Origin of the sequence: Corynebacterium antarcticum, from assembly GCF_016595285.2 — a bacterium.
GTDB lineage: Bacteria > Actinomycetota > Actinomycetes > Mycobacteriales > Mycobacteriaceae > Corynebacterium > Corynebacterium antarcticum.
In genome coordinates this window covers 302255-314724 of the sequence record NZ_JAENIP020000003.1, presented here as the reverse complement: position 1 = coordinate 314724, position 12470 = coordinate 302255, and the positions used below count along the sequence as shown (strand labels likewise).

Genomic DNA, 12470 nt, shown 5'->3' with positions numbered 1-12470 from the left:
CGCCTTTCTCTCCTGCCGGGGACGGGCTGGTCGGTCATCTCCCCTACACATCCAATTCTCCGGGCTCCCGGCGTGAACGGCATCAGGGATCTCCCCGATCTTCCCCCGATCTTCGCCGGGGACATCTCCGCGGTGGGCCCGTGGGGATGGTCAGGCTCCCGGTGGGCGTCCGAAAGGCCCCGACTACGCGGGTGCGTCGTCGGCGGCGGGAAAAGCGTGCTTCTCGGGGTCGAACCCCTTCGCACCCGGAACATCATCGACCGCGAGCACGGTTTCGAGCAGCCGGGTCAGGTGGGGGATGTCGGCGGGGTCCAGGCCGTCGAAGATGAGCCGCCGGACCGATTCGACGTGCTCGGGTACCGCGGCGACGAGCCGTTCGGTCCCCTCCGAGGTGATCTCCACGAGCACTCCCCGAGCGTCGCCCGGGCACCGCGTCTTGGTCACGAGGCCGCGCCGCTGCATCCGGGTGATCTGGTGGGACGCCCGTGACCGGTCCCAGTCGAGGTCGACGCAGAGATCCCGGAGCCGCATCTGGTGCCCGGGGTTCTCGGAGAGACTGACGAGGACCGCGAACTCGGACGTCGACAGACCGTGATCGGTGACCAGTGTCTCCTCGATGCACCTGCTCACCTTGCGCACGGTGGCGAGGAGCAGCCGCCAGAACGCCTGCTCCTCCTGCGAGAGCCAGCGTGGGGCCGATTGGGGATCCCTATTCATACGATCACTGTATCGGGCGTCACGCCAGGTTCGAAATCCCGGAAAGGAACGGCCGGGCCACTGCGGCACGGCCACCCAGCGGGGTTACCCGCTGGTACACACCCGGCGCCGGATCCGGGAGGAGCGACCCTACCACCCCCATTCAACCCCATCGAGAATATCAAGGTACACAACCCGACCCCCGTACGGTGCCGCCGGAGCCCGGAGGACGGTCATCCCCGCAGCTGCGACATGGTCAGGTGTCTGCGCCCCGGGACGTGGTCGTACCGGGCCGGCACGCAGGTGAGGACGAACACCTGCCCCTCCTTTCCGGCGTCCGCGAGAACCGCCGCCATGCGACGGAGGCGCCCACTGTCCGTGCTCCCCAGCGCATCGTCGATGAAGACGGGAACCCCGTCATCCTGTCCGACGAGTTCGGCGATGGACAGTCGGACGAGAATCCCGATCTGTTCCCGTGCACCTCCCGACAGAGAGTCGACGTCGACGGTCGACTGTCCGAGGGTACGGTCCGCGACCGCGAGATCCTCCGTCAACCCGAAGCTCACGTCGGGGCCGAACACGGTCGCCGCCATCGTCGTGAGTCGTCGGGCGAACGGCTCCGCGTACCGGCGGCGCGCCTCGGCCCGGTGCCGGAGAAGCACCTCCCGCAGTCTCCCGGCGGCCTCCGCACGACGGAGGGTCGAGGACAGGGTCTCGCGGGCCCGGCGCTCAGCGGACGTCGCCTTCTCCAGGCGCTCTTCCGCGCCCGTGGCCTGCTCGATCCGCCCCCGGTTCTCCGCGACCGCGCGTTCCGCCTGCCGGATCGTCTCATCGATCGACTGCACCTGCGCTTCCGCACCCCGGAGCAGTTTCTCGACGAGTCCGGGATTCACCGCCTGCAGATCCGACTCCGCGACCGCGAGCTCACCGGCGGCCGCATCCCGCGCCTCCGTCTGTTTCGCGATGAGCTCCTCCAGCTCCTCTTCAGTCGGTTCCGTTGTGCCCGGGGTCGCTCCACCGAGGGCCTCCTCCGCCCGGGTGAGCCCGGCGCGGGAGGACTCGATCCTCGCGTCGTGGACGGCCAGGGCCCCCTTCGCCCGTCGTTCCGATTGAGCGGACAACCGGGTCCTGAGCAGTGTGACGCGGTTCTCCACCTCCAGCCTGGAGGCCTTCGCCGCCTCGAGCCGGTCCTCCGCTTCCCCGGGATCGGGCTGCTCTGCCCCGGTCCGGTCCCCGGGATCGCCGAGTGCGGCCAACTCGTGTCTCATCTCGTGCTCATCCCTCCCCGCGAGAGTGGCCTGCCGCTCCCTGCGGAGGGTCTCCAGCTCCCGTTGCCGGGCCTGGTGCGTCGCGAGTCGCTTCCTGGCCGTGTCGACATCCGGACACTCCAGGGCCCGGAGGATCTCAGCGAGTGCTTGTTCCGCCGCGCTGACGTCCGCGTTGGCGCCCTCGATTCCGGCGCCCGGAGTGATGACCGCTGTCACCCCCGATGCCGTGAACGTCATCGTCTCGGTCACATCGTAGGAGCGCCCGTCACCGTCGAGGGTGACGGTGTCGCCGTCAACGGTGACAGGGGTCGGCTGCTCCGCGGTGAGGCAGAGTTCGGCGGACGCCGAGTCCCTCCTACCGCGGGCGAGCCTGAGCTCGAGCTCCGCGTTCTCCGCGGCGGTGACCTCCTCTTCGGTGACCACGATCTCCGCCAACTGCGCCCGAAGCTCCGACATGCGCCCGTCGAAGACCTCCAGTTCCCGGAGGACGCCCTCCAGTTCCGTCCGGCGTAGAGCGGCGCGCGCCTCCCGGTGCCGGCGCTCACCGGCGCCCACCACCGCCGTGGCTTCCTCGAGTTCCTCCTCTGCGCTCCGGAGTTCCGCCCGCAGCCCGTCGATCCGGTCCTGCTCCCGTGCTGCGGCCTCCGCGAGTTCGGTGCGCGCACCGGTGAGGGCGGCGAGCTCCTCCTTCATGGTGGACACCTGCGACCTGAGTTCCTTCCGGCGACGCAGGTTGGCCAGCGACGCCTCGAGGGTCGCCGAGGCCGCGGTGAGGGAGTTCTCCGCCGCCTTCACCCGGGTTCCCGCCCGTTCTGCCCGCTCCACGGCTTCACGGAGTTCCGCGCGTTCCTTCACGGCGTCGGGACGACGCCCCCTGGCCGCCGCCGCCTCCTCCGAATGGCGCCGGACCTCCTCCACGTAGCGGGCCAGCCTGTCGACGTCCCCGGTGGCCTCCTCGAGCTCCTCGGCGGCGGCGTCCGCGGCGTTACGTGCGGCCTTGAGTTCCCCCGTCTCCGTCCCACGGGCGGTGGTGTAGTAGCGCTCGTACTCCTGCTCCACCCGGCGCAGGAGCTGTTCCCCCTCCCCCGTCGCTGTATCGGATCCGGCACCCGGTTCACCGGAGCCACCGAGCGCCCTGGCGAGCGACGGAACACCGGCTGTGGAGACTGCGGCATCCAGTTCGCCCTGCCTGACGAAGAGCACGTCCATGAGGGCGGTGTCGAGGTGCTCGTCGAGGATCGCGCTCAATCGGTCCTCGGCCTCCCGTCCGGTCAGATTCTCCGGCCGGGGTTTCCGCACGGTGAGCACGGCGGACTTCTGACGGAGGTAGGTTTTGGTGACCGTGAACGAATAGGGTCCGACCGTCGCGGTGAGTTCGATGCGGGGGGCGACGTCCTCCCCGACGGGCTGCAGGGACCGGATCTCCCTGCGGTTGCTGGAGTGCGGGACGGTGAGCACCGTTCGCACGGACTCGAGAATGGTCGACTTCCCCTGCTCGTTGTCACCGCTGATGACGATGAGTCCGGTCTCGGGGAGATCGCCGAGCTCCAGGTGACCGATCCCGCGGACATTGTCGAGGATGATCGAGTGGATACGCATGTCAGTTCCCCTTCTCGGCGAATCGGTGGAACAGTCGGAGTGCGTCTCTGGCGACCGGGTCGGCTGGCCTGGTGTCGGTTCCGAGAGCGGCGTCGAGCAGTTCATTCCATGCACCGGCGGCGTAGCCGGACAGCTGGAGCTCCCGGAGTTCCGCGTCCCCCGGCACCACCGTGAGGTCCATCAGGCGGGGGCGCTCCCGGAGAGAGGCGAACCGGGGTTGCAGGCGCGAGAGCCCGGTTTCGAGCCGCTGCCACGTGGTCAGGTCGACGGAACCCCGCAACGCGTACTTGACCACGGTCCGGGCCTTCTCCGGGTAGGAGTCGAGCCGGGCGAGGAACGCCGTCACATCCTCGTCGGAGTTGATCTCCGCTCCGATCGCCTCGAAGGTCCAGGTACCGGTATCCACCTGCTCGACCGTGACGCCCGCCGGTGATTCCGGTTCGTCGTCATCGACGGTCACGGTGACCACGAGCGCGGTCCCCGAGTTGTCCTCCCCGCCCCCACCGGAATCGAGATCGTGGTAGTCGGTGACCTCCGGGGCGCCGGAAAACCAGATTCTCCCCGTCCCTCCGACCGGTTGGGCCGAGTGGGTGTCCCCGAGGGCGACGTAATCGACCACCCGCCGGGACACCGCGTCCTCCAGGGTCCCGAGGTCCAGCAGCCCCGGAGCCGGCTCCCCTCCCCGGTGCAGCACCTGCCCGTGCGCGGCCAGGATGCGTATCCCGGGTGTGGGGTCCAGGTCGTCGAGTGCCCGTGCGGCGAGATCCTCGCTCGCGTATCGGGCGGTGAGCGGCGCGCCGACCAGTTCGACCCCGGGCGCGACCTCGACCGGTGTGTCGTCGGCCAGGAGATTCACACCGGGGATCGTGCACGCCCCGTAGAACGGGTTCGTCGCGGTCAACGGATCGTGGTTGCCGGGCAGGAGCCACACCGGTGTCCGCAGCGACGCCAGAGCCTCGAGTGCACGCCCGGTGGTGTGTTCCGCGAGGCTGTTGTGCTCGAAGACGTCTCCGGCGACGAGCATGAACGAGCATCCGTGGCTGACCGCCAGGGCGTCCAGGGTCCTGATGGCGTCGATGCGTGCCTGATCGAAACGCGCCTGCGCTTCGGGGGGAAGGAACCAGCGTTCCATCCCGAGCTGCCAGTCGGAGGTGTGGAGGAAGGTGATCGTCGTCATGTGCTGCTCCGGGTTCCGCGGGTGAGGTGATGGTAGAGCTCGGTGATGTCGGCGACCCCGGCCCGTGCCTCGATTCTGGTGTACGAGGCCGCGAACAGCGCATCGGCGAGCTTCTCGGGGTCGGTGTCGTCGATGAGCGGGGCCACCGCCGGATCCGGGAGCGGGGGCAGCTGCCCGCCACCCCAGAACTCCTCCGAACTCACCGCCGCTGTTTCCCCGCGCTCGGCCACCGCCCCGCTCATGCTCCGCTGCACGGACACCGGGTCGACGCCGCGCAGTGCGTAGAGGAGGTGCGGGCCGGCATCGAACTTCTCCGACGCGACGCGGGCGACCGCGACGGAATGCTTGCACACCGGGGTCGGGTCCGGGCAGGTGCAGTGAAAGCGTAATTCCCCGGCATCCGCACAGAGCAGCACGTCGAGAACTCCGTCGGGGATGCTGCCGCGGCGCACGGCGTCTATGCCGCGGGGATCCACGGCCAGCACCCTGATCGCCTCCTGCAGGTCCTCGGCGCTCCTGTACGCGAGTCCCACGGTGACGGTGAACGGATCGTTCTGGCTTCCGGCGACCGTGCCGGTGATACGGTCCCGGTCGACCACGACCGAGAGCACGTTCCCGTTGTCGGCGTAGGCGCGGCCGCGCTTCCGTCGCCCCTCCTCGGCCAGCTCGGCGACCCCCTCACCGAGTCTCCGCGCGACGGGACTCACGGAGGCGGTCTTCTTCCGCGCGTCTCCGGGGCGGGGAGTCTCCGTGACCCGGGTGGTGCGTCCGAAGTTGGCGTAGATGACGTTGTCGGCCCCCGTCACGTGCCCCCTGCGGGGCTTGTCCCTTGGACTCATCGCTCCGTCTCCTCCTTCAGCGTGACCGGACCGGTCGGCGGATCGGCGGCCCGGGAACCTCTAGCCCCGACCCGGTCCCGGTAGCTGAACAGCTCCGCCAGTTCCTCGTCCGACAGTTCCGTGATCCATCCCTCTCCCCCGCTGATGACGGTGCCTGCGAGACGGCGTTTCCCCTCGAGGACCTCCTGGATCGACTCCTCGATCGTGCCCTCGGTGACCATCATGTAGACGCGGACGTCCTTCAGCTGCCCGATCCGGTAGGCACGGTCGGTCGCCTGGTTCTCCACGGCGGGATTCCACCAGCGGTCCATGTGCACCACGACGTTGGCGGCGGTGAGGTTGAGCCCCGTACCACCGGCCTTGAGCGAGACGATCATCACCGGTGGACCGTCGGGAGCCTGGAAATCGGCGACCATCCGGTCCCGTCTGGTCCGCGACAGCCCTCCGTGGAGGAACGGGATCTCCCGGTCGAGACGGGACGAGAGGTAGGGGGCGAGGATGGTTCCGAAGGCCCGGTACTGGGTGAATACGATGGTTCGCTCCGCCGCCGCGGTCGTCTCGTCGAGCAGATCCATGAGTGCCGCGACCTTGCCGGATCTGTGTCTCCCCCGGAGTGAGACCGGCGAGCCGTCCCCCAGATAGTGGGCGGGGTGGTTGCAGATCTGCTTGGTCCTGGTGATCGCCGCGAGGACGAGACCCCGGCGTGCGGTGGCTTCGGTACCGGCCAGCTTCTCCTTCACGTCGTTGACGTAGCTCTGGTAGAGCGCGGCCTGCTCGGGTGTCATCGGCACGCGGAGGATGGTCTCGTTCTTCTCCGGGAGGTCATCGATGACCGCGGGATCAGTTTTGACCCGGCGGAGGATGAACGGGGCGGTGAACGTACGGAGCCGCTCGGACATCTCCTCGTCGCCGTACTTCTCGATGGCGTTCGCGTAGTGGTTACGGAAGAAGTTCGCGCTGCCGAGCACGCCGGGGTTGCAGTAGTCCATGATCGAGCGCAGTTCGGACAGCCGGTTCTCCACCGGTGTTCCGGTCAGTGCGACGCGGTGCCGGGAGGGGATGGAACGGACGGCCCTGGCGACCGCCGTCGCGGAGTTCTTGATGTGCTGGGCCTCATCGAGGACGACCCGCCACCAGTGGATTGTGCTGAGGTCCGCCCGGTCGCGGACCACGGTGCCGTAGCTGGTGATGACGATGTCGGCTCCCTCCACCGCAGCGCCGAGCGCATCCCCCTTCAGCCGGGATCCACCGTGATGGATGATGACCTTCAGGGACGGGACGAAGCGCCGGGCTTCCGCGGCCCAGTTCGCGAGCACCGCATTCGGGGCGACGATGAGGGTCGGGCCGAATTCCCCGTTCCCCCCGGCAGCCTCCTTCTCCACGGCGGTGAGCGCGAGCAGCTGGAGTGTCTTCCCCAGCCCCATGTCGTCGGCGAGGACCGCCCCGAGCCCGGCCCGTGACATCCAGTGGAGCCAGTCCACCCCACGACGCTGGTACGGGCGGAGTTCCGCGTGCACCGTCCCGGGTACCTGGACCCGGACGGGTGCGGGCTGTTCCGGGACGACGGGCCCCTCATCTCCGGCTGTGGTGTCGGAGGTGTCCCCCATGAAGCGTGCGTGCCATCCGGTCGCGGTGAACTCCACGGGTGTGTCGTCCTCGGCGGAGTTCTCCAGAGCCAGCTTGCGGAGTTCCGCCGCGGAGACGAAACCCGAGGTACCGGTTTCCTCGGCGTACGCCCGCTCGGCGTCGGCCAACGCCTTCTCGAGCTCCTCGATGTTCCCGGTCCCCGTCATCTTCGCCGCGCCCAGTGCCCGACGGCAGCGCTCGACCTCCTCCCGCAGGTGACTCTCACCGGCCCGGACCAGTTGACTGACGTACTTCGCCACCCTCGCGACGCTCTTCCGGTCGGCCACCACCCAGTTGCCGTGGAGCTTGACCAGTCCGTCGCGGGAGTTGACCAGGTCGGCCATCTCCTGTGGTTCGAGGACCGTGTCGCCGAGACTGAGACGCCAGTCGTACTCGACGATCTGGTCGAGCCCGAACCGTCGGTGGGTGCTTCCCGCCACCCCGGGATCCTGGGGAGAGGAGGTGGAGACCTTCAATCCGACCTCCTGGCGGGACCACGAGGCGGGCAGCATGACGAGGAACCCCTCCTTCCGCAACGCCTCAACGTCCTTCTCGATGAAGGTGAGGATCTGCCCTCCCGTCAGTGCGACATCCCAGTCCCCGTCGTCTCCTCCGACGACGCCCCGGAGCGCGACCCCGTACCGGGAATCATCGAGGAGTCCGCTGATCCGGACCGCCCGCTGATGCCGGTCACTCAGCTTCTGCCAGATCTCGACGGGCCATATGCCCCTCCGGAACGGTTCCGGTGTTCCGCCGTCCCTGCGGATGGAGACCCGTATCCGCCAGAGATCCCCGGCGGGCTCATCTCCGGTGGGTGGCCGGACCGTGGTGTCGGCGAGCCCGCGGAGAGCGGTGACGGTGCGCCTGGCGGCCGGGGCCCGAGACAGCTCCGTGACGCGGTGTGAACCGGGGGCGGGCGGAGGCGATCCCCCGTCGCCCGGGTCCACGGACCCGGGTTCCTCCACGACGAAGACCAGCTCCAGCCGTTCACTGTCCAGGGAGCCACGCCACTCCGTCAGACCGGCGACCAGGCGCGCGTTGCCCCTGTCGAACGCCTCGCCGGCGAGGAGGGCACGGACGAACGGATGCGGTTCCCGGTCAGGGGTCGCCGGGTCGACATCGGCGAGATACGCGAGAGCTATCCAGTGCGGGAGGACACCGGCCATCTCCTCCGCGATCGCGGCGGAGGAATTGACGGTCAGGACCCTCGGCGCCGCCGCCGCCATCGCGGTCAGCCACATCGCCTCATCCGCCCCCATCACGAGCTGCCACTCGGGCCACCACCGGCCGTCCTGCCAGCGGCACCGCAGGGACACCCGCCCCGCGCGGACGAACCGCTCCAGGCCCAGGTACAGGCGGATCAGCCAGAGCAGATCCGGGGCGACGGCCGCGCGCTGCCGCTGCGGCACCGCCGGACCCGGATGGTCGAGCGGAGCCAGTTGCGCCAACAGTTCCACGGCCTGAGCCGGCGTGAATGCGGCCGTGGGGACGGTGAGGCTCACCCGCCGTTGTTTCGGGGTCTGGAGGATCACCGGGATCCGGTGCCGGAACGACCGGCCCGCGAGTGCGACCTCGAGTACCGCGGGCAGTGTACCGACGGGGACCGATTCCGGGCCGACGACCCGGTGTCCCTCCACCTGTTCGATCCACAGGTGGAATCCCGTGTCACGACACCACAGCCCGTGAACGAGGTGGGTGGGCGTCGGAGTCATGCTGTCTTTTCTACCACCGCCACCGGACGGCTCACCCATCCCGGTTGAACAGATGTTCGCATCCGGCTACAGCAGGTGCTCCCGCCGGTCAGGGAAGCACCGATTCCCGACCACCCCCAAACCGGGCTGTTCCCAGGGATCGGCGGGCGACACATCCAGCGGTCCGGAGGACCCACCCCTGAAAAACAGCCTCACCACCGGTTTTCACCGCGCCTCCGGAACGATCCCCCCGGGTTCACGCCCCCCGCTTTTGCGGGACATACCTGTACAGGTTGCCAGCTCTAAGCTGGTGTGAAACCGTCTTTAAGGCTTGTCTCACGACCGGGGTGACCGACGAGCGGCACTGGTGCGCCCCCGAGAGACCTCACTGCACGAGACGGTAGCCAACGCACACACCGCCATCAAGCAAACTAGGAGGACAAATGGCCGAACAAACCTGGTTCGTCATAGCCATTGTCATATACATGCTCGTCATGCTCGCCATCGGCTTCTGGGGCTTCGGGCAGACCGACGAATACGACGATTACGTCCTGGCCGGCCGTGGCCTCAACCCGTTCGTCGCCGCGCTGTCCGCCGGTGCCTCGGACATGTCGGGGTGGCTGCTCATGGGCCTCCCGGGAGCCCTGTTCGTCACCGGATTCTCGGAGCTGTGGATCGCGATCGGGCTCCTGATAGGTTGCTGGGCCAACTGGTTCTGGGTCGCGCCACGCCTACGCAGTTACACGGAGGTCGCGAACAACTCGATCACGATCCCGTCCTTCGTCGAGAACCGCCTGCGGGACACCTCCCACACGCTGCGCATCATCTGCTCCGTCATCATTCTTGTGTTCTTCACCTTCTACGTCTCCGCGGGCATGGTCGCCGGCGGCAAGTACTTCCAGGCGACCTTCGACGGCGACTACAACACCGGTCTCCTCGTCGTGGCCATCGTCACCGTCATCTACACCGTCATCGGCGGCTTCCTCGCCGTCTGCTACACCGACGCCGTGCAGGGCATGATCATGTTCGCCGCTCTCCTCATCGTCCCGGTGATGGCACTGTTCGTGATGAACGACCCCGGTTCGATCTTCACCTGGGCCACCACAAAGGAATACGGTCCCTGGACCGACGGAGAAGTCAACACCCACTACTTCTCGATGATCTCCGGTGTCTCCTTCGCCGCCATCGTCGGCAACCTCGCCTGGGGATTCGGCTACTTCGGTCAGCCCCACATCATCGTCCGATTCATGGCACTCAGCTCCCCCAAGGAAGCCAAGGCCGGCCGTCGCATCGGCATCGGCTGGATGCTGCTCTGCGTCATCGGCGCGGCGGCTGTCGCGCTGATCGGTACCTCGTTCTTCGGTCAGGACCCGAACATCGCGATCACCGACCGTGAGTCCTACGAGACGATCTTCCTCGACATGGCGCGCATCCTGTTCCACCCGCTGATCGCCGGACTGGTCCTGACCGCGGTGCTGGCCGCCATCATGTCGACCATCTCCTCTCAGCTCCTGGTCACGTCCTCCGCTCTCATCGAGGACCTGCTGCGCCTGTTCCACAAGCGCCCGATGACCAACCAGAAGCTGGTGTACTACTCCCGGACCGCGGTGGTCGGTGTCGCCACGATCGCCGCCATCCTGGCGTGGAACCCGGACACCTCGATCCTCGGACTGGTCGGCTTCGCCTGGGCCGGCTTCGGCTCCGCATTCGGTCCCGTCGTGCTCGCGTCACTCTACTGGCGCCGCCTCAACACGCCCGGTGCCATCGCCGGCATGGCCACCGGTGCGCTGGTCTCGTTCTTCTGGGGACAGTCCCCTCTCGGCGATTTCCTCTACGAGATGGTTCCCGGCTTCTTCCTCGCGACCATCGTCATGATCGCCGTCTCCCTGATGACCGCTCCCCCGGCCAGGGACGTCACCGAGGAGTTCGATGAGGCCGCACGCCTCTCGAAGCTCGCGGACGAGAACCCCGAGCTCGCCGTGGAAGAGGTCCAGGCCAAGGCCGCCAAGGGCGAGATCTAGCCGATCGCCGTCCTCCTCTGAAGCACGCCCGGAAGCCCGTCCCGCCCCTGGGTGGGGCGGGTTCACCGCTGTCCGGAGGAACCCGGATCCGCCCGGGACGGTCGGAGTCTGCATGACGCACACCCAAGCCGCCCCGCATCCCCCGAAGTGGACCGTCGGACTCCTCACACTGTCGACCCTGTTGCTCGGGATCTACACCCTCGCGCCGACGACGGGCCGTATTCCGCCGGGACAGGTTCCCCCACCGCCGTTGGCTGAAACGCTGTCATCCATCACTCTCGTCGAGCAGCGGCCCGACATCCCCGGATACCACCGCAACCGGTTCGGGGAGGGATGGGGCGGAGCACACATCGGCTCCCTGATCTGCTCGACGCACGAGGTGATGCTGGCGACCCAGCTCCCGGAGGCGACCATCGACGAAGACTGCACCGTCCACGCGGCAGCCGCCCGTGATCCCTACTCCGGGCAGACGATGACCACCGATAACCCGGGGCCCGGCCAGCGCATGGAGGTCGACCACATCTACCCGCTCTCCGCGGCGTGGGACATGGGTGCCTCCGGATGGGACCGGAACACACGGATCCGGTTCGCGAATGATCCGGAGAATCTCGTCGTCGTCACCGCACGGCAGAACCGGGAGAAGTCGGATTCCCTCCCGGCCGACTGGGTCCCCGCCGATCGTTGGGCCCGCTGCTGGTACGTGCGCCGCCTGGCCGTGGTCGCACGCGGCTACCAGCTGTCCCTCACGGCCGACGACGCGTCGGCGATGCGGCGGCAGTGTCTGCTCTCGGGGCTGGCTGACGCGTTCCGCTGATTCAGCCCCACTCTTTGTCCCGGGCGCCGGTCGCCGGGTTATGGTGGTCGTTGACCTTCTTTCCCCGATCTTCGAGAGGCCGATCCCCGACGTGGACAATCTCATCAGCATTCTGCATGTGCTGGCAGCAATCGTTTTCCTGGGTCCGGTGACCATCGCCGTCTCCATGTTCCAGGGCCGCGCCCGCGCCGCACATGACGGTGACAGGCACGCGGTCGGTTCCGCGGCGACGCTCCACCGCATCACGAAAACCTACGGTTTCCTGTCACTGCTCGTTCCCCTGCTCGGACTCGGGTTGTTCTTCACCGATACGACGTTCCTGAAGGACGGTCGCTTCCATGCATCGATCCTCCTGTCCGTGATCGCCTGGGGAATCCTGTTCTTCCTGATCATCCCCCGGCAGAAGGCGCTGATGGCCGATCTCGGGGTTGCCACCGACGATGATGATCCCGCCGCAGCACTGAACGTCGGGACAACCGCGGAGACCACCGCAACAGCCGTCGACTGGACCGCAACCACGAAGAAGCTCTCCATGTTCGGCGGTCTCTTCTCCCTCCTGTGGTTCATCGTCGCCATCCTGATGATGATCTGAGTGCCACAGCACCACACACACCTAAAGGACCCGTCCGACCGGCTTCGACACCGGATCGGGGCGGGTCCTTTAAGTGTGTCTCACGGCTGACTCTGCCCGGGGTACGACCGGTGCGATCAGCCGGGGCGGAGTCGGCCTGCTGGATGA

Annotated in this window: 8 protein-coding genes; 3 read left to right on the top strand and 5 right to left on the bottom strand. The window is 67.9% G+C overall.

All coding sequences use genetic code 11. From position 1 onward, the window contains the following. Positions 1 to 183: 183 nt before the first annotated feature. The 5 genes from JIM95_RS08745 to JIM95_RS08725 all read right to left on the bottom strand — a co-directional run bounded on the left by JIM95_RS08745 (position 184) and on the right by JIM95_RS08725 (position 8917). A complete protein-coding gene (locus JIM95_RS08745) occupies positions 184 to 717 on the bottom strand; it encodes a MarR family winged helix-turn-helix transcriptional regulator (protein WP_200258774.1) in 534 nt (177 codons plus the stop codon). Positions 718 to 929: 212 nt separating this feature from the next. Further along, a complete protein-coding gene (locus JIM95_RS08740) occupies positions 930 to 3563 on the bottom strand; it encodes an AAA family ATPase (protein WP_200258770.1) in 2634 nt (877 codons plus the stop codon). 1 nt (position 3564) lies between these two features. Further along, positions 3565 to 4740 (bottom strand): metallophosphoesterase family protein, encoded by a 1176-nt coding sequence (locus JIM95_RS08735; protein WP_200258766.1) that lies wholly within the window; start codon positions 4738 to 4740, stop codon positions 3565 to 3567. Continuing rightward, positions 4737 to 5579, bottom strand: a complete 843-nt coding sequence (locus tag JIM95_RS08730) for an SWIM zinc finger family protein (protein ID WP_200258764.1) — start codon at positions 5577 to 5579, stop codon at positions 4737 to 4739. Before JIM95_RS08730 ends, JIM95_RS08735 begins: the two co-directional genes overlap by 4 nt. After that, positions 5576 to 8917 (bottom strand): DEAD/DEAH box helicase, encoded by a 3342-nt coding sequence (locus JIM95_RS08725; RefSeq protein WP_200258761.1) that lies wholly within the window; start codon positions 8915 to 8917, stop codon positions 5576 to 5578. Before JIM95_RS08725 ends, JIM95_RS08730 begins: the two co-directional genes overlap by 4 nt. A 422-nt stretch (positions 8918 to 9339) precedes the next feature. Here JIM95_RS08725 and putP point away from each other — a divergent pair, with 422 nt between their 5' ends. The 3 genes from putP to JIM95_RS08710 all read left to right on the top strand — a co-directional run bounded on the left by putP (position 9340) and on the right by JIM95_RS08710 (position 12323). Further along, positions 9340 to 10917, top strand: coding sequence for a sodium/proline symporter PutP (gene putP, locus JIM95_RS08720; RefSeq protein ID WP_200258758.1), 1578 nt, complete (start codon positions 9340 to 9342; stop codon positions 10915 to 10917). Between the two features lie 112 nt (positions 10918 to 11029). Further along, complete coding sequence (locus JIM95_RS08715; RefSeq protein ID WP_200258756.1) at positions 11030 to 11731, top strand: HNH endonuclease family protein; 702 nt, start codon at positions 11030 to 11032, stop codon at positions 11729 to 11731. A gap of 91 nt (positions 11732 to 11822) precedes the next feature. Beyond that, complete coding sequence (locus JIM95_RS08710; protein WP_200258754.1) at positions 11823 to 12323, top strand: DUF2269 domain-containing protein; 501 nt, start codon at positions 11823 to 11825, stop codon at positions 12321 to 12323. Positions 12324 to 12470: the final 147 nt, after the last annotated feature.

Bases quoted from the DNA above. Each gene is read 5' to 3' on its own strand.
- JIM95_RS08745 (WP_200258774.1), bottom strand. From the start codon at position 717: ATGAATAGGGATCCCCAATCGGCCCCACGCTGGCTCTCGCAGGAGGAG.
- JIM95_RS08715 (WP_200258756.1), top strand. From the start codon at position 11,030: ATGACGCACACCCAAGCCGCCCCGCATCCCCCGAAGTGGACCGTCGGA.
- JIM95_RS08735 (WP_200258766.1), bottom strand. From the start codon at position 4,740: ATGACGACGATCACCTTCCTCCACACCTCCGACTGGCAGCTCGGGATG.
- putP (WP_200258758.1), top strand. From the start codon at position 9,340: ATGGCCGAACAAACCTGGTTCGTCATAGCCATTGTCATATACATGCTC.
- JIM95_RS08725 (WP_200258761.1), bottom strand. From the start codon at position 8,917: ATGACTCCGACGCCCACCCACCTCGTTCACGGGCTGTGGTGTCGTGAC.
- JIM95_RS08740 (WP_200258770.1), bottom strand. From the start codon at position 3,563: ATGCGTATCCACTCGATCATCCTCGACAATGTCCGCGGGATCGGTCAC.
- JIM95_RS08730 (WP_200258764.1), bottom strand. From the start codon at position 5,579: ATGAGTCCAAGGGACAAGCCCCGCAGGGGGCACGTGACGGGGGCCGAC.